We start from the raw sequence: 26559 nt of genomic DNA on the forward strand, positions 1-26559 counted from the left end.
TCGGGGTTGGGGGGGGGGGGGGGGGGGGTGGGGGGGGGGGGGGGGGGGGGGGGGGGGGGGCCCCCCGGGGGGGGCCCCCCCCCCCCCGGCCGGACGCGGCCCGTCACCGGTGAGCCGCGGGGGAACGGAAACTCACCGGCTCCCCGGACCGCGCGTCTGTTTCCCGCCGCCCGCTACGACGTCGCGGTGGCCGGGGATTCCTGTCCGTACTCGCCCGAGTCCGCGTCGGCCAGGTGTCCCTCGGCGTCTGCGGCGGCTGTCCGGACTGTGGCGAAGACGACGACGGCACCCACCGCGGCGATCGCGCCGGCCACCCACAGTGTGGTGTTCAGCCCGGAGGCAAAGGCATCGCGGAGCAGATGGTCCACTGCGGCGCGTTCACCGGAGGAGGAGCGGGCGATGATCGCCTGGGCCTGTCCTCCGCTCAGCGCGGCCGCCGCCTGATGGGGGTCGGGCACATGGCCGTCGTCCTTGAGCACGTGCTCGACGCGGGCTTGGAAGATCGCTCCGAAGACCGCGATGCCGAGGGCGAAGCCGAGCTGCCGGAAGGTGTTGACCGCGCCCCCGGCCATGCCGCCGCGTTCGGCGGGCACCGACACCAGCGCGGCGGAGGACAGACTCGGGGTGGCGACCCCGACCCCGAGCCCGGAGACGACGAGTCCGGTCATGACCGTGGCACCGGTGGAGTCCGCGCTGAGGATGGTCTGCAGCCCGGCGCCGGCAGCGATGAGTACCAGACCGATCCCGACAGCGAGACGCGGCGGCCAGGGACCGAAACGTCCGGCGAGTGCGGAGGCGAGGAACGCCGCGCCGCACATCGGCAGGATGTACAGGCCCGCCTTGACCGGCCCGTAGCCGAGCACCGACTGCAGCCACAGGGACGTGAACAGCAGGTAGGCGAACGCTGCGGCCTGTAGCAGCAGAGCGGCGGTCATGATGCCGGTGAATGATGCGCTGCGGAACAGGGACAGGTCGAGGATCGGATGCTCGTGCCGGAGCTCGGCCACCACGAAGAGGATGAGCGCGAGCGCCGCCAGGGCGAACAGGCCCAGGGTGGGCGATGCCGTCCAGCTGTCGGTGTGCGCTCGGATCAGCCCGTAGGTGAGGGCACCGGCCGCAACCGTGAAGGTGAGCATGCCGGTGATGTCCACGCTCTGTCGCACGGGGTGTCGTGCCTCGTGGACGACTCGCATGGTCAGCGCCACGGCGATCACACTGACCGGAAGGTTGACGAAGAAGATCCACCGCCAGTTCAGGTACTCGGTGAGCAGGCCGCCGACGACGGGGCCGGCCGCTGCGGCGACCGCATTGGTGGCCCCCCAGACGGCAAAAGCCACGGTGCGTTGCTTGCCGCTGTAGTGCATGCCGAGCAGCGCGATCGTGGTACCGAACATGCCGGCCGCGCCGATTCCCTGGACCGCCCTGGCGGCGATCAGCACCCCCGCGTTGGGGGCGATGGCACAGGCCAGCGATGCCACGGCGAAGACGACCAGCCCGACGAGGTACACCGCTTTGCGGCCCAGTCGGTCGGCGGAGGATCCCACCCCGAGGAGGAGCGCGGCCAGCGCCAGGGCATAGATGTCCACCACCCACTCCAGGTCGGAGAGCGTGGTGTCGAGGTCGGTTGCCATGTCGGGCAACGCCACTGTCACGATGGTGACGTCCACCAGGAGCATGAAGGTGCCCAGGCAGATCGCCACCAGAGGCCACCACTTACGCATACGGATCCTTTCGCCAGCAGCGCGGGGCTGAGGCAGCCCCCCTTGCCCTGCACACCTTCGAGGGTCGGCGGCCGGCGGCATGTGTGTTGGTCCGCAAGTGATGGAAATCGACATCACGGTCTGGCTGCTGAAGAATTTAACTGCTTGCTGATCGGGACGAGCCGGCCTGCGCGTTTGGCGGCACGGATCACCGGAGCCGTCTCCACCCGGCTGATCGCCTGGAGGGTGCCGATGCGTGTGGTCAGGTACTCGTAGAAGGAGTCGATGTCTCGGCACACGACGATGGCGACCAGGTTCGTGGGCCCGGTGGTGGCCGCGGCGAAGACCACCTCGGGATGGGCGGACAGTCCTTCGGCGACGGTCACCAGTTCTGTCGGCGGCACGGCGAGCCAGAGCATGACCTGGGCCTCGTATCCGAGTAGCTCCGAGTCGATCTCGACGTCGAAGAAGAGCGCCCGTGTATCTCTGAGGTACTCCAGCCTTCGTTTCACCGTGGACTCCGACCAGCCGGTGAAGGCGGCCAACTCCAGGCAGGTGGCTCGGCCGTCTGCGGCGAGTGCGGCGAACAGGCTCGCGTCGCCGTCGCGCATCTCCACGTGCTCCGCCTTCGGTGGTGGCGGTGGCAGTCGGGGGCGCAGATCTTCGGCCTGTTCGGGGGTGAGGGCCTGGGCCTTGCCCTGCCAGCCTGTCGGGCCTCCTGAGAACGTGTGGAGGATGTAGTGGGCGGTGACGGCCACCACTCTCGGGGTGCGGGGTAATTTCTGCAGCAGAAGTGATTCGCCGTCGGATCGGCGTGGGGCCCGCGTGACACAGACGATCTCCGTACCGCCGGCGGTGAGGCTCACCCAGGAGGTGTCGTCGCGCTTGGCCAGGGCATTGGCCACGCTGCTCGCGGTGTCCGGCGTGCACTGCACCCGCACGAGCCACTCGATGTGGCCGAACCGGCTGGCGTTGGGCAGTCCCAGTACGCGCATCGCCCCGGCGACACGGAGTTTGCGGTAGCGGCGGGCCACGGTCTGGTCCGACACGCCGAGCACGTCGGCGATGCGGCTGAACGACGCACGCCCGTCGATCTGGAGAGCGTGCGCCAATTGGCGGTCCAGGTCGTCCAATGTGTGGGAATTCATCTGCGAGAGGCTAGTTGCTGTCGCCATCCAGCGGTAGGTGCGCAGTGGCTGGTGATCTTCGATGCCGTCCGGCGATTATTACGCACAGTAGGCTGTGGCCGCACCGACGGCGACCCTTGTCGGCCGCGCCACAACGGATCGTGCAAGACGGGGGGAAAGGGGCACCTACGTGAACATTGGTCCTGACGGGAACACGCGAGGGGGGCCGGCCCCGGCGCTTCCCTGCGGCGTTGGGCTCATAGCAGTGAGCATGGCCATGGAGCGATCCATGGAGTACCACCGCTCCGTACCGCTCTTCGACGACCGCCTCTCACAGGTGCTGACTGACGCGGTCGTCGGAACCGCTCGCGTCATGGGCCTGCCTGCCGGCCGGGCCGTGGGCGACACCTGGGCCTTCATGCGGGACTTCGTCGCCGTGCGTACCCGGTTCTTCGACGACGCCCTGCGGGCGGCGTCCGCCGACTGCCGCCAGGTGGTGCTGCTCGGTGCGGGTATGGACTCACGCGCCTTCAGGCTGGACTGGGCGACGGACACGGACGTCTACGAACTCGACCGGGCCGACGTGATGCGGTTCAAGGGGGACATCGCGGGTCTCGTCGGCGAGGACCCGCGGTGCACGCGGGTGCAGGTGGAAGCCGATCTGCGCGGCGACTGGCCGGGAGCGCTGCGTGCTGCGGGGTTCGATCCCTGGCGGCCCACTGTCTGGAGTGCCGAGGGAGTGCTGCCCTTCCTCACCGAGGAGGAGAACGATCGGTTGATGATCGGTGTCGCCGCCATGTCGGCCGACGGCAGCCGACTGGTCGCGGACCACTTCAACGGTGCGCTGGAGCGCTCGGCCGAGTTCGCGGAGATGGCCGAGGTCCTGTGTGCGGCCGGTGTCTCCTGGAGGTCCACACTGGACGACCCCGAGGACTGGCTCGCCCGGTACGGGTGGAACTGCCACATCACCGATCCTGCGGAACTCGCCGGCCGTTTCGGACGGAAGCTGCCGGCACTGTTCGACGCCCGGGCCACCGACGGCGGCCGCATGTGGCTGGTCGACGGGGATCGTTGAGTCCCGGCTCCCGAAACCACGGCGAAAGGGGGCTGTAAGGCACGGCTGCGAGCGTTCGCGGTGGTTCGGGCCCATAGGGCCCGCCACCGTCTGCTCCCCGCGATGCCTAAGGACGGATACGCATGATCGTGGTTATGGACCGGTACTGCGGGCCGGAGGATGTCGAACGCGTGCGGCAGGTACTGAAGGAGGACGAGGTCAGGGTCGTCCGGGCCGCCGTACTCGACGGCCGCACGCACCTGATAGCAACGCACGGCGGCAAGCAAGCCCTCGCCTCGCGCGTTCACCGACTGCCGGGTGTCGAAGCCGTGGCGAACCCGGCCGGGAACCTGCGGCTGAGCAGTCGCGCGTTCCGCCCCGAGGACACCGTCGTCAAGGTCTCCCACGTGGCCTTCGGCGGCGATGCCTTCGTGGTGGTGGCCGGGCCCTGCGCGGTGGAGAACCGGGACCAGCTCGCCCGCACGGCCCGTCATGTCGCCCTTTGCGGCGGAGCGGTCCTGCGAGGCGGCGCGTACAAGCCGCGCACCTCGCCATACAGCTTTCAGGGGCACGGTCGCGAGGCGCTGGCGATGCTCGCAGAACAGCGGGCCGAGACCGGGCTGCCGGTGGTCACCGAGGTGACCGACCTGGCCCATCTCGACGATGTCCTTCAGGTTGCGGACATGGTGCAGATCGGCACCAGGAACGCCCAGAACTACACCCTGCTGCGGGAGGTGGGCAGGGCCGGTCGGCCCGTGTTGCTCAAACGCGGCATGGCCTCGACGGTCGAGGAGTGGCTGCTGGCTGCCGAGTACGTACTCGCCGAAGGCAACCCGGACGTGGTGCTGTGCGAGCGGGGCGTGCGCTCCTTCGAACCCTCGACCCGCTTCACCCTGGACCTCAGTGCGGTGGCCGTGGCCAAAAGGCTGAGTCATCTGCCGGTCATCGTCGACCCCAGTCACGCGGCCGGGCGTGCCGATCTGGTGCAGCCCTTGGCTCTCGCCGCCGCGGCGGTGGGCGCGGACGGGATCATGGTCGACGTTCATCCCGAGCCCTCCGCGGCCCTGTGCGACGCGGGCCAGGCGCTTACCGGCACCGGGTTCACCGAACTCGTCACCGCCCTCGACAACCTGTTGCCGGCGCTCGGACGCCCACTCGCCGGCTGTCTCCAGCCGGGCGGTGTCCTGGCCGCGGATCAGGTGTGAGCAAGCTGGAAGACCCGCGCTGAGACGCATTCCAGCCCCTGCGTGAGGCTCGGGCCCGTCGCTGCCCTGGAGCGCTCGCAATTCTGGCCGATCGCCGATCGCCGCAAAAATAGGGGATCTTGTGAGCAACAATGAATTCGTGCCGCTTGATGCCGACCTTGAGGAGTCGGTGTCCGACTGGCTCAGGAAATACATCAGTGCCCCGCATCCGGAACTGGGCAGGGACGGCCCCGTGTGCCCGTTCGTCGAGCCGTCGTTACGTGCGGACTCGCTCGTCACCGTTTCCCGGCGATGGCGGGGGGAATTGGAGCCGGAGTCGATGGTGCGGGCCATCGAGGAAGCGCAGACGCTCTTCCGGTCGATCAAATGGGCCTCGCGGAACGCCACGCTGCACGGTCTTGTCGTGGTTTTCGAGGACCTGCCGCGTGAGGGCTGGTGGCTCATCGACGAGGGCCATCGTGTCGCCAAGGACGCCGCGGTGGCGCGCGGGCTCATGCTCGGCCAGTTCCACCCGGAGTGCGAAGCGCCCGCCGCCCGGAACCCGCTGTTCCCCGTGAACCGTGCGCCATTTCCGATCATCGCAGTTCGGAACATGGCGTTCCATGACATTCTTTTCCTGCACGACAGTCCCGAGTGGTTCGAGCATTACCGAAAGCGCTACGACCGCTATTTCGCGGCGTCGGCGAAGATAGATCCGCGCTTTGTGAGGATCTACGAAAAAGCTGTCAAGGAAAGCAGTGAGCGGCAGGCGGCGCTCTCCGCCACGGCCGAAGAGAAATCGGCTGAGGTCGGTTCCGAAACAGGACGGCACTGACCCGAAGGCAGAGAAAGGGAAACCCATGCGAGTGGAGAACATCTTCCTGGCCGGTATCGGCACGTATGTGCCGGCCCGTGTGCCGGTCGAGGAGGCCGTCGCACGCGGCTGGTACGACGCCGACGAATGCCGGGCCGCCCGTCTGATCTCCGTGGCCGTCGCCGACGACACACCCGCCCCCGACATGGCGGTGCACGCGGCCAGGGAGGCGATGAAGCGCTCGGAGCACGAGGCCGCCGACATCGACGCGCTGTTCCACAGCAGTGTCCATTACCAGGGCCCGGATGTCTGGTCCGCGGCCCATTACGTGCTGCGGCACACCGTCAACCGCCCCGTCTCCGCACTTGAGCTCCGACAGGGCTGCCTCGGCATCGTGGCGTCCATGGAGATGGGCGCGGCCGCCCTGATGGCAGCCCCGGAGCGCACCGCCGTGCTGCTGACCACCGGGGACAATTTCAACACCCCTGTCGTCGACCGCTGGCGGACGTCCAAGCTGTTCGTCCTGGCCGACGGAGGAGGCGCCGCCGTCCTCTCCACACGCGGAGGATTCGCCAGACTGCTCGCGGTGGGAGGGATGTCCAACCCCGAGATGGAGGAACTGCATCGCGGCGGCGAGGTCCTCTTCCCTCCCGGCATCACCGTAGGCCGGCCGCTCGACCTGGAGGCGCGCCGCGAGTACTGGCGGGAACAGTGGGCCCGGGGCATCACACCTCCCATGGGCCATCTCGGCGAACTGGTAGCCGCAGCCGTCGACAAGACTCTGCGCGAGGCGGGACTGACGATGTCCGACGTCACTAAGGTCGCGAACGTCGGGCTCAACTGGGAGATGTTCAAGGACGCCTTCCTCGACCCGCTGGGCATCGACGAGACCCGGGGCACCTGGGAGTTCAACCGGCGCATGGGGCACGCGGGCCCGGTCGACCACGTCGCGGGGCTCGAACACCTGTGGACCACCGGGCAGGTGCGTCCCGGTGACCACGTGCTGATGCTCGGTGCCACCCCGGGGTTCGAGGCTGCCTGCGCCGTACTCGAGATCCTGGCGGCGCCGTGAACGGCCGGCCCGACGCGGTGCAGGCGGGCTGTACCCCCTGGCCGGAGGAGGCCGCCGCCCTTTACCGCGAGCGGGGCTACTGGCGTGGCGACACTCTCGGCACTCTGCTCAGGACATGGGCCCGGGTACATGGCGAGCGCATCGCCGTGATCCACGGCGACCGCCGGATCTCGTACCGGGCACTGGACACCTGGGCTGACCGGATGGCCGCGGGCTTTCGGGCCCAGGGCATCGCTGCGGGGGACCGCGTCGTGCTGCAACTGCCCAACGTGCCGGAGTTCATCGCCGTCTTCTACGGCCTGCTGCGGGCCGGAGCGCACCCCGTCTTCGCGCTGGCCGCCCACCGCGACAGTGAGATCCGGCACCTGTGCGAAGTATCCGGCGCGGTCGGCTATGTGATACCCGACAGGCACATGGGCTTCGACTTCGCGGGGATGGCCCAGCGGATACAGGCCGATGTGCCCGGCCTGAGCCATGTCTTCGTGCTGGGCTCAGCCGGCGACTTCCTCCCTTTGTCGGCCGTGGACGCCAGCCCCCGGTCACTGGCGGAACCGGACCCCTCCGCTGTGGCGTTCTTCCTGCTCAGCGGCGGCACGACAGCGATGCCGAAGCTGATCCCAAGGACGCACGACGACTACGCCTATCAGATCCGCGCTTCAGCACAGGTGTGCGGGCTGGGCACCGAAGACGTCTATCTGGTGGTCCTGCCCGTGGAGTTCAACTTTCCTTGGGGCTGCCCGGGGGTGCTGGGCACACTGAGTGTGGGTGGCTCGGTGGTTCTCGCCGACGAAGCGGTCGCCGATCACTGCTTCGAGCTGATCGAGCGGGAGGGGGTCACACACACCTCCCTCGTGCCGACCCTGGCCCAACTGTGGGCCGACGAGGCCGAGTGGACCCGCCGGGACCTCTCCAGTCTGCGTGCCGTTCAGATCGGCGGTGCCCGGCTGACCGCACAGTTGGCCGCCCGGATCGGACCTGCGCTCGGCTGCCGTCTCCAGCAGGTCTTCGGCATGGCCGAAGGCCTCCTCTGCTTCACCCGGGACACCGATGACGACACCACCGTCATCACCACTCAGGGCACCCCGATGTCCGAGGCCGACGAGATCCGCATCGTGGACGACGACGATCGTGAAGTCGCCCCCGGCCTGCCGGGCCATCTGCTCGTGCGCGGGCCCTACACGCTGCGCGGCTACTTCCGCGCCCCGGAACACAATGCCCGCGCCTTCACGGAGGACGGCTACTACCGCACCGGGGACATCGTCCGTCGCACGCCCGAGGGCAACCTGGTCGTCGAGGGCCGCGCCAAGGACGTGATCATCCGGGGCGGGGACAAGATCTCGGCGGCGGAAATCGAGGGGCTGTTGCTGGAACACCCTGCCGTGGCCCAGGCCGCAGTCGTCGGGGTGCCGGACGAGCTGCTGGGCGAGCGCACCTGCGCCGTCCTGGTCGCGGCGGGGGACAGGGGGCCGGGCCTGCCTGTGATCAAGCGGATGCTGCACGGCCGGGGGCTCGCCGACTACAAGCTCCCCGACCGCGTGGAGTACGTAGACGAACTGCCCCTCACCCCGCTCGGCAAAGTCGACAAGAAGGCGTTGGCGGTCCGGCTCGGCCGGCCCATGGCGGCAGCCGGCGACAGGAAGGAGCCATGATCATGAACACACCCGTACTCACCCGCACGGAGCTACGAGAAGAGGTGGCGAAGGTCCTCGGCCTGGTCCCCTCGGAGATCCCCGAGGACGAGAACCTCGTCCTGCTGGGCCTCGGTTCCCTGGAGATGATGCAACTCGTCAACCGATGGCGCCGACGTGGAATCGACGTCAGCTTCCGCGATCTGGTGGCGAGTCCCACGCTCGGCCAGTGGTGGGCGCAGCTCGGCGCCGACGAGGACGAGGGCGAGCGGTGAGCGGAGGAACACGGTCGCGGCCGCCCGCGCTGCTGATCCGCGGCGGCACGGTGTACACCGCCGACGCCGAGGCTCGTGTCCACGCACCGGGGTCCGTCCTCGTCGTCGGCGACCGCATTCACCGTGTGGGATCCAGCGCAGACGTCGACCAGGCCGTCAGGGCGCTCGCTCCGCACCTCAGGGACGGTATGCGGACGGTCGACGCGCGCTCGATGATGGTGCTGCCGGGCTTCGTCAACGCACACTGGCACGAGATGTTCGCCATGCGACTGCCGTTCAAGGGGGCCCTGCGGTCCGCCCAAGACCGGGATGAGGAAGCCGGGTTCATGGCGTGCGGTGGAGACGTACTGCGTATCTCCGCCACTTTCGACTCCTTCCACGGGATGCTGCGCGCCCTGACCCCTGGGGAGGCCTGGGCCGTCGCCCGGTACTCGCTGTGGACACAGCTGCGTTCAGGAACCACCACGATCGGCGACGTCGGCTCCTTCAACCTGCCGCCGGCCATGGCCCACGCCGTACGCGACCTGGGGATACGCGCGATGCTCAGCACCTGGGTCAGCGACGCGGTGTGCGCGCCGGGGGAGAACAGCCACCGCCGCACCCGGGACGCCGCCGATGTCCTGGCCGAAGTCGAAGACCTCCTTCGGGCATGCGCGGACGACCCGTCCGGACGGCTCCGGGCCTGGCCGACGGCTGTGTACCCGACCAACCTGACCGACGAACTCGGCACCGGTCTGGCCGAGCTGGCCGAGCGTTACGACACCGGGTTCGCGACCCACGTCGGTTCCCTGCGCAACGAGGCCGAGACGATGCGCGCCTACTTCGGTACCACCCCGCTGCGCAGACTCGCCGACCTCGGCCTGCTCTCGGACCGTCTCGTGGCCGTGCACTGCGCCTACGCGGACGCCGAGGAGCGCAAGCTGCTCGTCGAAAACCGGGTGCACATCAGCCATTCGCCCGCCAAGTACGGAAGCACCGGCGAATCGACACTGACCGACACCCGGCTCATCACCGACCTGCTTCGCGAAGGGCTGGACGTGTCCGTGTCCACGGACGGCACGGTGTACCCCGTGGGCGGCATGGCCGAGTCCATGCGGGCTGCCTGGCAGGTTCACAACGAGATGGCTGCGGACAACACCCTCGTCCTCCCCACGGACGCCCTGGCGATGGCCACCCGTATCCCGGCCCGCGGCCTGCGCTGGGACCACGAGATCGGCAGCTTGGAAGTCGGCAAGCAGGCAGACCTGCTGCTCGTGCCCGTCGACGATTGGCGCTACCTGCTCAACCCCCGGCCGCTGGAGGCGTTCTTGCAGCTCGGTGGCTCGTGCGACATCGACACCGTCATCGTGGCGGGGCGGGTTCTGCTGGAAGGCGGCCGCTCCGAGTACGTCGACGAGGAGGAGCTGCGCCGGGACTATCTCCTGGCGCTGCGCTCGTTCTCCGCACGCGCTCTCGGCATCGAGGAGGACGTCCTGCGCAGGGTGATCGACATGCCGCTCGCATCACCTGAGAACGTGCAGGCTTTTGGCGGAACGTCGTGAACGGCGTCGACGCGGCCGAGGCGTTGGCATGCCCGGTGCTCCACAGCGCGCCTCCCTACGTCTCGTACGCGCGGATGGACACCCTGCACGAACTGGCTGCGCCAAGGACCGACTCGCCCCGTGAACTGACGTTCATCCTCATCAGCCATGTCAAGGAACTGCTTTTCAGGGTGCTGCACACCGAGATCGCCGAGGCTCGTGAACTGCTGCGAGCGGACCGGGGGGACGAGGCGTGCGCGAGCCTCGCCCGAGCGGTGCGCGCCCAACGGGTCCTGCTGACCTCGTGGGAGGTCATGACCGCGATGACCCCGGACGAGTTCATGGAGTTCCGGGACGTCCTCGGCGAGGCGTCCGGCACCCAGTCGTTCATGTACCGCGCGCTCGAGTTCAGTCTCGGCAACAAGGATCCGCGCACCGTCGACGACTGCGCCGCGCACCTGGACCAGTACCCGGTGTTGCGTACGGAACTGTCGTCGCCGAGTCTCTACGACGAGGTGCTGCGCCATCTGGCGCGCGGCCGGCTGCCGGTGCCCGTGCACGTCCTGGAACGCGATGTGACCCAACAGTACGAGGCTGATCCCGGCGTCGAGGAGATGTGGCTGTCCGTCTACCGCGACCGCCCGAACCGAGTGGGGGCGCACCGCCTGGCTGAAGCATTGACCGAGGTGTCCTACCAGTTCTCGCTGTGGCGTGCGAACCATCTCCTGGTCGTAGAACGCATGCTCGGCAACAAGCCCGGCACCGGTGGCACCTCAGGGCTCGACTGGTTGAGGCGTATCAACGAGCACCGGTTCTTTCCCGAACTGTGGTCGGCGCGCACCCGTCTCTAGGGCCGCCGTATCACCCGAGCACGCCCGGAACGCGGGCGATGCGCTCTCCAGCAATGCTCCGCAGCGGCCGTGGAGTTCGCCGGCACCGCGTACCGACGGCCCCACGGCCGCCCTCTTCGGCAGTGCCAGAGACCGACGCCGGCTCTGGGACAACGCCCGAGACACCTGACAGGAGATCCAAGTGACCGTCCCTTCCCCTCTCACCATGCCCGAGCTCGTCCCGGTTCTCTTCGGCCATGCTGCCTTCCAGCAGCTCAACGCGGCTTGTGAACTCGGTCTGCCGGAACTGCTGCACACTCGTCCGGGCCTGACCAGGGACCAGGTGGCCGAGGCTCTCGGCCTGCAACAGCGCTCGGCCGCCGTGCTGCTCCTCGGGACCACGGCACTGCGGCTCACCGTCAAGAGCGGTGAGAACTACACGAATGCGCGAGTGGTCGACGACGCGATCGCCGACGGCAGTTGGGCGAACCTGCGCGACATCGTCGAGTTCCAGGCGAGGATCTCCTACGCGCCCGCAGCGGACTACACGGACTCCCTGCGCAAAGGGGAGAACCTCGGGCTGCGGCACTTCCCGGGGGAGACGCGGGACCTCTACAGCCGGCTGTCGAACACCCCAGGCCTCGAAGAACTGTTCTACCGGGGGATGAACTCCTGGTCTCAGGTCTCCAACCCGGTGCTCGTGCGCGGCGTCGACTACTCCGGCATCCGCCGGATCCTCGACGTGGGAGGCGGCGGCGCGCTGAACGCCATCGAACTTGCTCAGGTCCACCCGCACCTGCGGATCACCGTACTGGACCGCCCAGGTGCCCTGGAGGTCGCGAACGAGAACATCGCCCGTGCCGGGCTGGCCGACCGCATCGACACCTACGCCGCTGACATCTTCGACGACGACTATCCGACCGGCTACGACTGCCACCTGTTCGCCCATCAGCTCGTGATCTGGTCCCCGGACCAGAACAGACATCTCCTCGGCAAGTCGCTGCGGGCCCTGCCCGACGACGGCAGAGTGCTCGTCTTCAACGCGTTCACCGACGACGACGGAGCCGGGCCGCTCTACACGGCGCTGGACGGCGTGTACTTCACCACCCTGCCCTTCGAGAGCAGCACGGTGTACCCGTGGTGTGCCTACGAGGGCTGGCTCGACGAACTCGGCTACGCCGCGCACCGGCGTATCACCGTCGACACCTGGACACCGCACGGTGTCGTGGAGGGCTTCAAGTCGCCTGTGGCCGACTGATATGCGCCTCGGCTGAGGTGCCCCTCGGCGCGGTGCCGTCGGCCTGGCGGCAGGTGCGACAGAAATCGTCCGGCCCCGGTGCGAGACTTCCGCACCGGGGCCGGACGGTGACCGCACGAGCGGCGGGGGATTCAGCTCGTGACGGTCTGTCCCAGTGGAGTGGATGCCGCGGTGACGGCGGTGGCCGGGTCGGCGGGGACCAGGAAGCGGGATACGCTGCGCAGCTTCTCGCAAGTCTCCTCGAACTCGCGATCAGGGGTGGAATCGGCGACGATGCCCGCACCGGCCTGTAGCCACGTACGGCCGTGGCGCTGGAAAACCGTCCGCAGTACCAAGGCGGCGTCGAGCGAGCCGCGCGCGTCGGCCGCGAGGACGGCTCCGCTGTAGAGCCCGCGGGGCCTGGGCTCGTGAGCGTGGATCGTGCGATAGGCCGCAGCTTTGGGAATGCCGGAAGCGGTCACCGCGGGAAACAGCGTCGCGAACGCGTCCCACGGGCCGTGTTCCGCTGTCAGCCGCCCGCCGGCCGCCGAGGCCAGGTGCTGCACCGAGCCCCGCTCCAGCACCTGCATGAACTCCTCGACCCGTACGCTTCCGGGCTGGCAGATGCGCTCCAGCTCCTCGCAGGCCAGCTGGACGGAGATGGCGTGCTCGAAGACCTCCTTGGGATCGGCCACGAGATCCGCGCGCAGGCGCTCGCTGCGGACTCGGTCTTCGGGGTGCAGCGCTCGGGTGCCCGCCAGCGGACGGCTCATGATCTCGCCGTCCGGTGACACCTCGGCCACGGTTTCCGGGCTGAAGCCGGCCGCGCGCAGTTCGCCCAGGCTCAGCAGGAACGAACGGGCCGGAGTGTTCCCGCGCCGCCCGGCCAGATACGTCGAGACCAGGTCAAGGTCGAATCCGACCGGTACCGTGCGCGAGACGATGGCCTTCCTGAGCCGGCTGGCGCGGATGTCCTCGATCACCGAGGCCACAGCCTTGCGGTATTCCTCGCCACCGACGTCGTCCACGGGCAGCGCGAGGGGCACCGGCAACGGGTCGTCACCCGGCTCGGTCACCACGTCGGCCAGGATCTGCAGGAGCCTGCGATCGCTGCCGCGCAGCACCGCGCCGTCCGCGCGGAGATGTATCTCCACCTGCGGCACCACCATGTGCAGCAGGACACCCGGGTCAATGAGGTCGGTGAGGCCGGCCTGCGCGTAGGCGAACTCGAAGGCCGCCCAGCCGTAGAGACTCCAGTCGTCCACGGGCGCCTGCGACAGGATCTGCGAGAGACCGCGTGCCGGGTCCTTGGGGAACGGGAAAGAACTCTCCCGTTCGTGCCAGCGCACCCGGAAGCCGTCGTGGTGCAGAACGATCTCCCCAGCCGCCCCGCCAGCGAAGGTCCACGTCCCCTGGCGCTCGTAGACGACGAATTTCCCGAAGGTCGCGGAACGGGCGAGTCGGCCCGACGCCGTGAGCGGGTCGATCTGCGTATGGATCCGCAACTCATGCGGGTACTGACGGTGTGCCATGGCTCCCCTTTCCGCCCCGGGGGCGGTGCACGGGTACTGCTTCCGCGCCAACGCTGGCAGCGACTGCTTTCTCTGCTCTTTCATCCCGGTTACACAGCGGGTAGGGCGATGGAGAAGCGTTCGGGGCGCGGGTAGCGTCGTCAGCCACTGCACTGGCCGCCGATTTCCGCGTTCGCTGGGAGCTGTGCTCATGAACCGACGCACCGTCCTTGACCTGCTTGTCGACGGCGCCCGCGCGGACGCTGCCGCACGTGCCGCGCGAATGCCCCTGGAGGCTGTTGTGAAGCAGGCGAGCGCGCGACCTGAACCGGCCGATCCCGCGGCCGTCCTCAGGGGGACGGGGGTGCAGGTGATCTGTGAGGTGAAGCGGGCCAGTCCGTCCCGTGGCGTCCTGGCCGACATCGGGGATCCCGCGGCCCTGGCCGACGCCTACACGGCCGCGGGCGCGGCCGCGATCAGCGTCCTGACCGAAGGACGCCGGTTCGGCGGCTCCCTCTCGGATCTTCGGCGGGTGTGCGACCGAGTGGATGTCCCCGTATTGCGCAAGGACTTCGTCGTCAGTGACTACCAGGTGTGGGAGGCTCGGGCCTGCGGTGCCGAGATCGTACTGCTCATCGTGGCGGCGCTCGAACAGGAGCGGCTGGTCCGTCTGATCGAGCTGGCCGAGCAGATCGGCCTGGCCGCGCTGGTAGAGGTGCACGACGCCGAGGAAGCACGGGCGGCTGTGGACGCGGGTGCATCCGTCGTCGGGGTGAACGCCCGTGATCTGAGGACACTTGAAGTCGACCAAAGCACTTTCTCCCGGGTCAGGCCGCATGTTCCTGATGGAGTCGTCACCGTCGCCGAATCGGGCATCCGCGGTCCCCGCGACGTGACCCGCCACGCCTGCGAGGGTGCCGACGCGGTGCTGGTCGGCGAGTACCTGGTCACAGCGCCCGACCCGGCCGCGGCCGTGTCCGCTCTGGTGGAGGCCGGCCGGGACGTTCGAGGCCGCTGATCCCACGACCGTCGGCTGCCATGACTGGGCGGCCGTGCTCCGCTCCACATGTTCGAGTGCCCCGTCGCCTCGATCCGCGACGGGGTTCACACCTTCGGTCTCGTCGTGGACCTGGCCGTTGATGCCGACCTGACCACCGGAGAGTGTGAGGACGGCGACGAGTGCGCGCGTGCGGCGGCTCGGCGTCATCACCGACACCGGGGTACCAGGTCGTGGACGCCGCCTCCTGGCCGGCCCGGGGGCGTGATCCGGCCTCATCCGTCTTGGCTCTTACGCGTGCCATGACGCCGTGACACGCGAGTGCACCGTTCCCGTGGGCAACAGCCGTGCCGCCGTCCGGTCAGTCATGTTACTTGCCAGTACATAGATTTCATTGCAAATATTTCTGTGTACTCGTAAGGTGAGGATATGGAGCCGAACGAACCCCAGCCCCAAGTGAGCCTTGATGCCCGGAATCTGCGGGGTATCGCGCATCCCCTTCGGCTGCGCATCCTCGGGATCCTCCGGACGGAGGGACCCGCCACGGCGTCGGTGCTGTCGCGGCGCCTCGGCGAGAACAGCGGGGCGACCAGCTACCACCTCCGTCGGCTCGCGGAGTTCGGCTTCATCAGCGAGGTCGCCGGTCGCGGCGTCCGCCGCGAACGGTGGTGGCAGGCGACGCACGCCAACACCGTGCTGCCGGACACCGAGTTGTTCGCGGAGGCCGACGGGGTGGGCGCCGCGCTGCTGGAGTCGCTCGCCCGGGTCTGGACGGACGCGCTCTTCCGCGCCGTCCACGCCACGCCGGACCTCTCGCGTGAGTGGCGCGAGGCGCAGGACTTCGGCGACTACGCACTGAGCCTCACCCCGGACGAGGCCAAGGAGCTGATGGCCGAGTTCCACCGCATGCTCAAGCGCCGCACCGCCGCCGCGGTGAGCGGCGAGGCCGCCGAGGACGCGGCCCGCGTCACCTTCCAGTTCCAGCTGTTCCCCGTACCCGACGACGGCCCCCCGGCCGAGCACGAATGAAACGGAGTGAGAGCGATGTTAAGACGACGGCCCGCCGGCACGGCCGGTGAGGGGCTCCAGGGGCAGGAATCGGTCCACGGCGCACCTGGCGCGCTGATCGGCCTGCTGTCCGCGAGCGCGGCCTCGCTGTCCGCGAACCGGGTGCTCTCGATCGCGCTGCCGTGGTTCGTGCTGACCACCACCGGCAGCATCGCCCGCACCGGTATGGTCGCGTTCTGCCAGATCCTTCCCTACGTCATCTCCCAGGCCCTCACCGGACCGGTGATCGACCGGATCGGCCCGAAGCGGGTCAGCGTCATGGGCGACGTGACATCGATGACGGCGATGGCCCTGGCGCCGCTGCTGTACTTCGCCCACCTGCTGTCCTTCCCCGTCCTGCTGGCGATGGTCGCGCTGATCGGCGCTGCCGACGGGCCGGCGAACGGCGCGAAGGGCGTGTTCGTGCCGGCCGCCACCCGGGCCGCGCGCGTGCCGCTGGAGCGCGGAACAGGACTGTGCGGCGCGGTCGAACGCATCGCCACCACCGCCGGGCCTGCCGTCGCCGGCGTGGTCGTCGCCTCCTTCGGCAGCGTCTACGCGCTCTGGGTCACCGCCGCGCTGTTCGGCCTGTCCGCGCTCGTGGTCGCGGTGTTCCTGCGCAACCCCGAGCCCGAACCGGAGCAGGCACCGGCCGCCCACGACGCCCCCTACCTGACCCGGCTGCGCGAAGGCGCGGACTTCCTGCGCGGGGCCGGCCTGCTGCGGTCCATCGTGGGTATGCTCGCCGCCACCAACCTGCTCGACCAGGCCTTCATGACGGTCCTGTTGCCCGTGTGGGCCAAGGAGACCGGCGCCGGACCCGAGACCATCGGACTGGTCGTCAGCGTCTTCGCCGCCACCTCCGTCGTCTCGTCCCTGGTGGCGGCCGCGTTCGCCGAGCGCCTGCCGCGCCGCACCGCGTACCTGGTCGGCATGCTGATCGGCGGTGTCCCCCGCTTCGTGGCGATGGCGGCCGGCTTCCCGGTGTGGGGAGTCCTGGCGGTGTTCGCCGTCGGCGGGCTGGGCTCCGGTTTCGTCAACCCGATCGTCGGCGCCGTGACGTACGAACTGATACCCCCCGCCCTGCTCGGCCGGGTCAAGACGATGTCCCAGGCGGTCACCTGGGGTGGCATCCCCTTCGGCGGCCTGTTCGGCGCGGGCGTGGTGGCCATGGCCGGTGTCACCGGGGCACTGTGGATCGTTGGCGGCCTGTACCTGCTCGCCGTGGGCCTGCCGGGGCTCAACAGGCAGTGGGGGACGATGCGGGTCGCCGCCGCGGTGCCGACCGCCGTTGCCTCCACGCCGGGTTCCGCCGTCGCGCAGGGTGCAGGCGGCGCGGTCGCGGACGCTTCGGCCGAGGCCAGGGGAGCCGCTGTCGTCCCCGCCGCCTGACGCCCCCGGGCCGCGGCTCGCGCAAGCGCCTCCCTCCGCGAACGTCCTCCCGCCGATGCCTCGCTCATCGTGCCCGGTCCTCCTCCGGCTCCGCGTGTTCTCCGCGCCGGACGAGGACCGGGCACATCGCGTTGCCGCGGCAGCTCTCCCGGCCTCCCGGCTTTCCACGCGGTTCCGTAGACCGCGTCGCGTGACAGCCGGCACCGGCCGTCACTCCGGAACGCCCCCACCCGTCCCGTGACGCCGAGCCGGTCCACACCGTTGCGCTGCCCGCTGCCCGCTGCCCGCTGCCCGCTGCCCGCTGCCCGCTGCCCGCTGCCCGCTGCCCGCTGCCCGCTGCCCGCTGCCCGCTGCCCGCTGCCCGCGTCGGCCGGTGCCACCCGGTGCCGTCCGGTCGGGCACCCGCGGCCGCCCACGGCAGCGGTGTCCGCACGTCGTGCGCCGGCGCCGGCCACCCGGCATGAACCGACCGCCGGGCCCCGGCGGGGACGATCCGGCAGCGCGTCCCTGCCGTCGGGACGACCCGGCAGCGCGCTCTCGCCGTCGGGACGACCCGGCAGCGCGTTCTCGCCGTCCGCGGTCCCCGCCCGGGCGGGGACATGCGGCCACCTCCGCGCGTGGTGAAAGTGACCAGTTATCCGGGGCGCCGCCCGGTGCCAGCATCGACATCGGGCGAAGGACGGCGGGCCCGTGAACGGGCAGGCCGACGACGAGAATCGGGTGGACGCATGACGACGAATCCCAGTGCGGGCTCTCCGGTGGGAGCCGACGCCGAAAGCGGCACGATGTCTCCGGCGGAGATCCGCGTCGCCGGAATCTGGCGGGACATCATCCTGAGCCCGATCGAAATCGGCGCGGAGACCGAATTCCCCGACGCGGGCGCCGAAGCGGAGATGCTGCGCAGGGTCGGTGCGGAATTCGGCAGCGATATGGACCCCGCCGACGTCCCGCGCCCGCTGACGGTGCGCTCGCTCACCGCGCACCTGTCCGAACTCGCCCTGCGGCGGGCGCGGATGCTGTTCGAGGAGAGCCTCGGCGACAGCCCGTCCGGCGCGTGGGACGTGCCGGACGAGGCGGCGATCGGCCGGGCCGACCGGGGAACGGGCCCGCTGCCCTTGTCGTTCGCGCAGCAACGCCTCTGGTTCTACGACCAGTTGGCGCCCGGCCGCGTCGAGTACCTGATCCCGATCGGCCTACGGTTGCGCGGCCCGCTGGACGTGCCGACGCTGAGCGGCGCGCTGGACGCGTTCGTCGCCCGGCACGAGGCGCTTCGTACCCTGTTCAGCGCCGGTGAGGACGGCATCCCGTACCAGGTGATCGGCGCGCCGCGGCCCGTACCGATGCCGGTGCGCGATCTGAGGCACCTTCCGGAGGCCGACCGGGAGCGGGAGGCGCGGCGGATGGCCGACGCCGACGCGCTCGTGCCGGTGGACCTGGCCGAGGGCCCGATGGTGCGGGCGGTCCTGGTGCGGTTGGCCGACGAGGAGCACCTGCTCGTGGTGACCGTCCACCACATCGCGTTCGACGGCTGGTCGTCCGGGGTGATGGCACGGGAGCTGTCCGCGCTGTACGCGGCCGCGCTCGCGCCCGGCGCGCCCGGACTGCCGGAACCGGAGCTCCAGTACGCGGACTTCGCGGTCTGGCAGCGGGACTGGCTCTCCGGTGACGTGCTGCGGGAGCAACTGGACCACTGGGGCGAGCGGCTGCGCGGACTGGAGCCGCTGGAGCTGCCGACCGACCACCGCCGGCCCGCGGTGCGCAGCGGCTCGGGCGGGACGGTGACGTTCGCCGTCTCCGCCGAAGTGGCCGAGCGGGCACGAACGACGGCGAGCGCGCACGGCGCGAGTCTGTTCATGGGTCTGCTGGCGGTCTTCCAGTTGCTGCTGTCGAAGTACTCCGGTCAGGAGGACGTCGCGGTGGGTACCCCGATCGCCGGGCGCAACCGTGCGGAGATCGAGGAGGTGATCGGTTTCTTCGTGAACACGCTGGTGATGCGGACCGATCTGGCGGGCGATCCGACGTTCGCGGAGCTGCTGGAGCGGGTCAAGGACACGGCGCTGGCGGCCTACGACCATCAGGACCTGCCGTTCGAGCGGCTGGTGGAGGAGCTCGCGCCGGAGCGGGACCTGTCGCGCAACCCCCTCGTGCAGACGATGTTCGTACTGCAGAACGTGCCGGACACGGGCACGTGGTCGCTGCCCGGGCTGAGCGTGGAGCCGCTGGAGATCGAGGCGCCCGAGGCGAAGTTCGACTTCACGCTGTACGTCACCGAGGCCGCCGACGGAGCCTTCGAAGGCACGCTCGTCTACAGCACCGACCTGTTCGAGCGGGCGACGATGGAGCGGTTCGCCGGCCACTTCACCCAGCTCCTCGACGAGGTGACGGCGGATCCGTCCGCCCCGGTGTCGGCGGCGGGGCTGCTGACCGAGGCCGAGCGGCGGCAGATCCTCACCGAGTGGAACGGCACCGTCACCGACGCCTCCGACGACGTGACCGTGGTGGAGCTGTTCGAGCGGCGGGCGGCCGAGTCCCCGGACGCGCCGGCCGTGACCGACTCCGCGGGCACGCTGACCTACCGGCAGGTCGACGAGCGGGCCGGCCGGATCGCGCACCTCCTGCGGGAGCGCGGAGCGCGGCCGGACCAGCTCGTCGGCATCCTGCTGGAACGTGGCACCGGCATGATCTGCGCCGTCCTCGGGGTGCTGAAGTCCGGCGCGGCCTACCTGCCGCTCGACCCGGAGTACCCGGACGACCGGCTCACCTACATGATCGCCGACAGCGCGGCGCCCCTGATCATCACCGAGGCGGCGCACGCGCACCGCCTGCCGGCGGACGTACCGAAGCTGCTGCCGGACGCGGCACCCGACCCGCTCACCGAGCGGCCCGCCGACACCGCGGGAACAGCGGCCCCGGACACCGCTGCGTACGCCATCTACACCTCCGGTTCGACCGGCCGGCCCAAGGGCGTGCAGATCGGCCACCGGGCGCTGCGGGCCCGCATGCGTGAGACGGCGCGGCAGCTCGGGCTCACTGCGCACGACCGGGTGCTCCAGTTCGCGTCGATCGCGTTCGACTCCTCCGTCGGCCAGATCTTCGCGGCGCTGACCAGCGGCGCCTCGATCGTGCTGCGGGACGCACGGTGGGCGCCGGACAGGCTGGCGGCCGATGTGCGCGACGGCCGGGTGACGGTCGGGTGGATGACGCCGTCCGCGTTCGCCTCCATGACCACGCAGCTGGACGACATCGGCGGCACCGGGCCGGACCTCCGGCTGGTGCGGCTGGGCGGGGAGGCGTTGCAGCGCGAACAGGTGCGGCAGTGGTTCGCTCGCACGGACGTGCCGCTGCTCAACGGCTACGGACCGACCGAGGCGGCGCAGGAGGCGACGACCGCGCGGATCACGGCGGTGCCCCGCGCCGTGCCGGTCGGCCGGCCGGTGGACAACGCGAAGGTCTTCGTCGTCGACCGGCACGGCATGCCGGTGCCGGTGGGTGTGCCGGGCGAGATCTGGATCGGCTGCGAGGGTCTGGCCACCGGCTACCTGGGGCTGCCCGAGCTGACGGCGGAGAAGTTCGCACAACGTGTCGTCGGCGGTGCCACCCACCGGGTCTACCGGACCGGTGACCTGGTCAAGTGGCGGCCCGACGGGGTGCTGGAGTTCGTCGGACGGGCGGACGGCCAGGTCAAGCTGCGCGGCTACCGCATCGAGCCCGGCGAGATCGAGGCGACGCTCACCGCCCACGAAGCGCTGGTCGCGGCGACCGTGCTGATACGCGAGGACACCCCGGACGACCGGCGGCTGGTGGCGTACACCGTGGCCGCGCCCGGGAAGGCGGCGCCGCCGGCCGGGGAGCTGCGCGCGCACCTGCGCCGGCACCTGCCGGAGTACATGGTGCCGGCGGCGTTCGTCGCGCTGGAGGCGATGCCGCTCAACCCGAACGGCAAGACCGACCGGCGGGCGCTGCCGGCGCCGGAGAGCCGGCGCGACGCGGACACCGAGTACACGGCGCCGCGCGACGCGGTGGAGGCGGCGGTGACCGCGATCTGGTCGGAACTGCTGGGGGTCGACACGATCGGGGTGCACGACAACTTCTTCGACCTCGGCGGACATTCGCTGCTCGCCACCCGGGTCACCAGCCGGATCCGCAGGGAGCTGGGCGCCGACCTGCCGGTGCGGGCGCTGTTCGCCGCGCCGACCCCGGCGGGGCTGGCCGCCGCGGTCGCCGAAGCGGGACGGCGCGAGGACGGCCGGATTCGGCCGGTACCGCGCGGCGCCGGGCCGCTGCCGCTGTCGTTCGCGCAGCAACGCCTCTGGTTCCTCGACCAGTTGGAGCCGGGCGGCACCGAGTACCTGATGCCGGTGGCGCTTCGGGTGACCGGACCGCTGGACGCCGACGCCCTGGACACGGCGCTGACCGGGCTGGTGGCGCGGCACGAGGTGCTGCGTACCCGGTTCACCGCCGGCCCGGACGGCGAGCCGGTGCAGACGGTGGACCCGCCCGGACCCGTCACCGCCCAGCGGCACGACCTGCGGCACCTGGAGCCGGCCGCGCGGCAGGAGGAGGCGCGGCGGATCGCGGACGCGGAGGCCGTGCGGGCCTTCGACCTGGCGACGGCCCCGGTGCTGCGGGCGGCTCTGGTGCGGCTCGGCGACGAGGAGCACCTGCTGGCCGTCACCGTCCACCACATCGCGTACGACGGCTGGTCCTCCGGGGTGCTGGCCCGCGAGGTCGCCGCGCTCTACACGGCGGCGGCGACCGGGGAGCCGCACGGGCTGGCCGCGCCGGCGCTTCAGTACGCGGACTTCGCCGTGTGGCAGCGCGCCTGGCTGTCCGGCGACGTGCTGGAGGGACAGCTGGCGCACTGGCGGGAGCGGCTGGCGGGCCTGGAACCGCTGGAGCTGCCGACGGACCGCCCGCGTCCGCCCGTACGCGGCACGCACGGCGAGGTGGTGCCGTTCACGGTGCCGGCCGACGTCACGCGGGCGCTGCGGGAGGTCGTGGCGGAGCGCGGGGCGAGTCTGTTCATGGGTCTGCTGGCGGTCTTCCAGTTGCTGCTGTCGAAGTACTCCGGTCAGGAGGACGTCGCGGTGGGTACCCCGATCGCCGGGCGCAACCGTGCGGAGATCGAGGAGGTGATCGGTTTCTTCGTGAACACGCTGGTGATGCGGACCGATCTGGCGGGCGATCCGACGTTCGCGGAGCTGCTGGAGCGGGTCAAGGACACGGCGCTGGCGGCCTACGACCATCAGGACCTGCCGTTCGAGCGGCTGGTGGAGGAGCTCGCGCCGGAGCGGGACCTGTCGCGCAACCCCCTCGTGCAGACGATGTTCGTACTGCAGAACGTGCCGGACCTCAACGCGTGGCGGCTGCCCGGGCTGACGGTCCAGGAGGCGGGGACGGACCGGCACGACGCCAAGTTCGACCTGGGCATGTACCTGGCCGAGGAGCCGGACGGCTCGCTGAGCGGCGCCGTCGTGCACGCCACCGACCTGTTCGAGACCTCGACGGTACGGGCGCTGACCGGGCACTTCACGACCCTGCTGGCCGCGGCCGCCACCGCACCCGGGACACGCCTGTCGCGGCTGCGGACGCTGACGGAGGAGGAACAGCACCGGATCGTCACCGGGTGGAACGACACGGCGGCGCCACTGCCGGAGCCGGTGACGCTGCACGGCCTGTTCGAACAGCGGGCGGCGCTGGCCCCGGACGCGGTGGCACTGGTCTGCGGCACCGACCGGTGGTCCTACCGGCGGCTGGAGGAGGAGGCCAACCGGCTCGCGCACCGGCTGCGCGCCCTCGGCGTCGGTCCGGACGTGCCGGTCGGCGTGTGCCTGGACCGGTCGCCGTGGATGGTGACGGCGCTGCTCGGTGTGCTGAAGGCGGGCGGCGCGTACGTGCCGCTGGACCCCGAGCACCCGGCGGACCGGCTGGCCTACCTCGTCGACGACGCGGCCGTGCCGCTGGTGGTGACCCGCTCTGCGCTGAGCAAAGCGCTGCCGACGGCCACCACGCGCGTGGTCCTGGACGAGGAGGCCGGCCCGCTCGCCGAGCTGCCGGCCACGCCGCCGCCGTCCCTGGCCGGCCCCGCCGACCTGTGCTACCTCATCTACACCTCCGGTTCGACCGGGCGGCCCAAGGGCGTGCTGGCCGAGCACGGCGGCGTGGTGAACTACCTGGCGGGCATGCAGGCCGCGTTCCCCATAGCGCCGGGCGAGGGCTTCCTCCAGGCGACGCCGCTGTCGTTCGACGTCTCGGCGTACGAGATCTTCTGGCCGTTGTGGCAGGGCGCCACGGTGGTGCTGGTGCCGGGGACCGAACGCCTCGACATGGCGGCGGTCGGACGGCTGATGCGCGACCACCACGTCGTCGGATTCCACTTCGTGCCGAGCCTGCTGGACGTGTTCGTCACCGAGGCCGACCCCGGGAACTGCGCGGACCTGCGATACGCGTTCGTCAGCGGAGAGCCCCTCCAGCCGTCGCTCGCCGGCCGGTTCCTCGACCGGTTCACCGGCGACCTGGTGAACCTCTACGGCGCCACCGAGGTGTCCGTCGACACCACGTACTGGCGTGCCGACCGCGCCGACCCCTACGGCAGGGTGCTCGCGGGCCGGCCCATGGCCAACCAGAGCGTGTACGTCCTCGATCCGCACGGCGCCCCGGTGCCCGCCGGGGTGCTGGGTGAGGTGTACCTCGGCGGCGCGAGCGTCTGCCGTGGCTACCACAACCGGCCCGAGCTGACCGAACAGCGCTTCGTCGCCGACCCGTTCGCCGGTGACGCGGCACGGATGTACCGCACCGGGGACCTGGGCCGGTTCACCGCCGACGGCCGGCTCGACCTGCTCGGCCGGATCGACCGGCAGGTCAAGCTGCGCGGCGTCCGCATCGAACTCGGCGAGATCGAGGCGGCGGTACTGGGACACCCGTCGGTCGGCACCTGTGCGGTGCTGGTCCGCGAGGACATCCCCGGCGACAGGCGGCTGGCCGCGTACTGCGTGGCCGCGCCCGGCGCCGAGGTGGACACCGGCGTGCTGCGCGGCTGGTGCGCCGACCGGCTGCCGCGGGCCATGATGCCGGCGTCGTTCACGGTGCTCGCCACGCTGCCGCTGAATTCCAACGGGAAGGTCGACCACAAGGCACTCCCGGTGCCGGAGAGCGATTCCTCCGCGCATTCGGCGGCGGAGTTCACCGCGCCCCGCGACGAGATCGAGGAGATCCTCGCCGGACTGACGGCGGAGATCCTCAACGTCGAACGCGTCGGCGTCCACGACAACTTCTTCGACCTCGGCGGGCATTCCCTGCTCGCCACCCGGCTGGTCAACCGCGTGGAATCCGCGACCGGTGTCCGGATCAGCCTCCGTCAGTTCTTCCTGGCGCCCTCCGTCGACGGAATCAAGGGCCAGTTGCTCACCCTGCTCGCGTCCGAAGAACAGCACGCCTGACAACGGTCCCGGATCGTTCGGACAGACAAGGAAACCGAGAAAATGATGGGCGAGAAATCGGCCGAGGCGCGTCTGCTGTCCCTGATGCGGCAGCGATCGGGCTCCGGAAACATCCAGCGGCGGGCCGGATCGGGCCCCGCGCCACTGTCCTTCGCGCAGGCACGCCTGTGGTTCCTCGACCAACTGGATCCCGGCGGCGCCGAATACCTGATGCCGTTCGGCCTGCACCTCACCGGAGCGCTGGACGTCCCGGCGCTGGAGACGGCGCTGTCGGGGCTCGTGGCGCGGCACGAGGTGCTGCGGACCCGGTTCACCGCGGACGCGGCCGGCGATCCGGTGGCGACCGTGGGCGAGCCGTGGCCGGTGACGGTGGCGGTGCACGACGTGCGCGGCGCCGGGGACGCGGCGCGGCGGGAGCGGGCGGCCGGGGAGGCGCTGCGGGCCACCGGCAGCCGCCCGTTCGACCTCACGGAGGGCCGGCCGCTCCGTGCCGACCTGGTGCGGGTCGCGGACGACGAGGCGTACTTCCAGCTGACGATGCACCACATCGTCGGTGACGGCTGGTCGGAAGGGATCGTCGCCCGGGAACTGCGCGAGAGGTACGCGGCCGCACGGGCCGGCCGGGACGCGCGGCTGCCCGAACCGCCCCTGCGCTACGCGGACTTCGCGGTCTGGCAGCGCGAGACGCTGTCGGGCGCCAGGCTCGACGGGGAGCTGGCGCACTGGCGGGAGCGGCTGGGCGGGCTGGAACCGCTGGAGCTGCCGACCGACCACCCGCGTCCGCCGGTGCGCGACGGCCGCGGCGACACGCTGTCCTTCACGGTGCCCGCCGACGTCACGCGGGCGCTGCGGGAGGCCGCGGCGGAGCGCGGGGCGAGCCTGTTCATGGGTCTGCTGGCGGTCTTCCAACTGCTGCTGTCGAAGTACTCCGGTCAGGAGGACGTCGCGGTGGGCACTCCGATCGCCGGGCGCAACCGCGCGGAGACGGAGGAGATGATCGGTTTCTTCGTGAACACGCTGGTCATGCGGACCGACCTGTCGGGCGATCCGACGTTCACCGAGCTGCTGGAGCGCGTCAAGGACACGGCGCTGGCGGCCTACGACCACCAGGACCTGCCGTTCGAGCGGCTGGTGGAGGAACTCGCGCCGGAGCGGGACCTGTCCCGCAACCCCCTCGTGCAGACGATGTTCGTCCTCCAGGCGCCGCGGGACGGCGGGAACGGCGAGGACGGCGGCTGGGCGTTCGAGGGCACGACCGTGCGGGAGGCCGGGACCGTCCGCGGCTTCGCCAAGTTCGACCTCACGGTCAGCGCCACGGAGACGGCGGAAGGCCTGACCGCCGGCCTGGAGTACCGCACCGACCTGTTCACACGGGCCACCGCCGAGCGGATGGCCGGGCACTTCACGACGCTGCTGGCCGCCGCCGCGGCCGACCCCACGGCACCGCTGTCGTCGTTCGACATGCTGACGCCGGCCGAGTGGGAGCGGTTGGTGGTGGGGGTGAACGCGACGGGGGGTGAGTATCCGGACACGGCGACGGTTCACCGGTTGGTCGAGGACCGGGTTGCGGTGTGTCCCGATGCCGTTGCCATCGAGCACGGTGATCGGACGCTGACCTTCCGTGAGGTGGATGAGCGGGCCAATGCTCTGGCGCGTGAGCTGCGTGAGCGGGGTGTGGGGCCGGATCAGTTGGTGGGTGTGTGTCTGGATCGGTCGCCGGAGCTGGTGTGTG

The 26559-nt window shown here is 70.6% G+C and carries 17 protein-coding genes; 14 read left to right on the forward strand and 3 right to left on the reverse strand.

What is annotated here, in order from left to right; genetic code table 11:
• Positions 1-173 precede the first annotated feature (173 nt).
• Positions 174-1721 (reverse strand): MFS transporter, encoded by a 1548-nt coding sequence (locus tag ACZ619_RS38505; RefSeq protein WP_469609397.1) that lies wholly within the window; start codon positions 1719-1721, stop codon positions 174-176.
• A 113-nt stretch (positions 1722-1834) separates the two neighbouring features.
• A complete protein-coding gene (locus tag ACZ619_RS38510; RefSeq protein WP_469609400.1) occupies positions 1835-2848 on the reverse strand; it encodes an Lrp/AsnC family transcriptional regulator in 1014 nt (337 codons plus the stop codon).
• Between the two features lie 250 nt (positions 2849-3098).
• On the opposite strand from ACZ619_RS38510, the gene ACZ619_RS38515 reads away from it, so the two are divergent.
• From ACZ619_RS38515 to ACZ619_RS38555, 9 genes are all read left to right on the forward strand, one after another.
• Positions 3099-3902: an SAM-dependent methyltransferase gene (locus ACZ619_RS38515; RefSeq protein WP_469609402.1), complete on the forward strand. Its 804-nt coding sequence runs from the start codon at positions 3099-3101 to the stop codon at positions 3900-3902.
• A gap of 122 nt (positions 3903-4024) precedes the next feature.
• Positions 4025-5086 carry a 3-deoxy-7-phosphoheptulonate synthase gene (aroF, locus tag ACZ619_RS38520; RefSeq protein WP_469609405.1) on the forward strand — a complete coding sequence of 354 codons (1062 nt, stop codon included), beginning with the start codon at positions 4025-4027 and terminating at the stop codon, positions 5084-5086.
• 121 nt (positions 5087-5207) lie between these two features.
• Positions 5208-5900 (forward strand): DUF6875 domain-containing protein, encoded by a 693-nt coding sequence (locus ACZ619_RS38525; RefSeq protein ID WP_469609408.1) that lies wholly within the window; start codon positions 5208-5210, stop codon positions 5898-5900.
• 25 nt (positions 5901-5925) lie between these two features.
• Entirely contained in the window at positions 5926-6951 is a 1026-nt protein-coding gene (locus ACZ619_RS38530; protein WP_469609410.1) for a ketoacyl-ACP synthase III family protein, read from the forward strand.
• Positions 6948-8600 carry a (2,3-dihydroxybenzoyl)adenylate synthase gene (locus ACZ619_RS38535; RefSeq protein ID WP_469609412.1) on the forward strand — a complete coding sequence of 551 codons (1653 nt, stop codon included), beginning with the start codon at positions 6948-6950 and terminating at the stop codon, positions 8598-8600. The genes ACZ619_RS38530 and ACZ619_RS38535 overlap by 4 nt, the downstream gene beginning before the upstream one ends.
• 2 nt (positions 8601-8602) lie before the next feature.
• Positions 8603-8854 carry a phosphopantetheine-binding protein gene (locus tag ACZ619_RS38540; protein WP_469609414.1) on the forward strand — a complete coding sequence of 84 codons (252 nt, stop codon included), beginning with the start codon at positions 8603-8605 and terminating at the stop codon, positions 8852-8854.
• A complete protein-coding gene (locus ACZ619_RS38545) occupies positions 8851-10395 on the forward strand; it encodes an amidohydrolase family protein (RefSeq protein ID WP_469609417.1) in 1545 nt (514 codons plus the stop codon). Before ACZ619_RS38540 ends, ACZ619_RS38545 begins: the two co-directional genes overlap by 4 nt.
• Positions 10392-11225 carry a tryptophan 2,3-dioxygenase gene (locus ACZ619_RS38550; RefSeq protein ID WP_469609419.1) on the forward strand — a complete coding sequence of 278 codons (834 nt, stop codon included), beginning with the start codon at positions 10392-10394 and terminating at the stop codon, positions 11223-11225. Before ACZ619_RS38545 ends, ACZ619_RS38550 begins: the two co-directional genes overlap by 4 nt.
• Before the next feature lie 205 nt (positions 11226-11430).
• Positions 11431-12462 carry a methyltransferase gene (locus ACZ619_RS38555; protein WP_469609422.1) on the forward strand — a complete coding sequence of 344 codons (1032 nt, stop codon included), beginning with the start codon at positions 11431-11433 and terminating at the stop codon, positions 12460-12462.
• A gap of 131 nt (positions 12463-12593) precedes the next feature.
• Here the strand turns inward: ACZ619_RS38555 and ACZ619_RS38560 are convergent, their stop codons facing one another.
• Positions 12594-13973 (reverse strand): salicylate synthase, encoded by a 1380-nt coding sequence (locus ACZ619_RS38560; protein ID WP_469609425.1) that lies wholly within the window; start codon positions 13971-13973, stop codon positions 12594-12596.
• Positions 13974-14163: 190 nt separating this feature from the next.
• Here ACZ619_RS38560 and trpC point away from each other — a divergent pair, with 190 nt between their 5' ends.
• The 5 genes from trpC to ACZ619_RS38585 all read left to right on the forward strand — a co-directional run.
• On the forward strand, positions 14164-14970 hold the full coding sequence (gene trpC / locus ACZ619_RS38565; protein ID WP_469609428.1) for an indole-3-glycerol phosphate synthase TrpC: 807 nt from the start codon (positions 14164-14166) through the stop codon (positions 14968-14970).
• Between the two features lie 408 nt (positions 14971-15378).
• Positions 15379-15978, forward strand: coding sequence for a helix-turn-helix domain-containing protein (locus tag ACZ619_RS38570; protein WP_469609431.1), 600 nt, complete (start codon positions 15379-15381; stop codon positions 15976-15978).
• A 15-nt stretch (positions 15979-15993) separates the two neighbouring features.
• The gene (locus ACZ619_RS38575) at positions 15994-17388 is read left to right on the forward strand and encodes an MFS transporter (protein ID WP_469609434.1); all 1395 of its coding nucleotides are present in this window, start codon (positions 15994-15996) and stop codon (positions 17386-17388) included.
• Positions 17389-18116: 728 nt separating this feature from the next.
• Positions 18117-24827 (forward strand): amino acid adenylation domain-containing protein, encoded by a 6711-nt coding sequence (locus ACZ619_RS38580; protein ID WP_469609437.1) that lies wholly within the window; start codon positions 18117-18119, stop codon positions 24825-24827.
• Positions 24828-24869: 42 nt separating this feature from the next.
• Positions 24870-26559: condensation domain-containing protein (locus ACZ619_RS38585; protein ID WP_469609440.1), on the forward strand; the 1690-nt coding region annotated here is incomplete at its 3' end.

This window comes from Streptomyces sp. NPDC104367 (genome assembly GCF_055583825.1).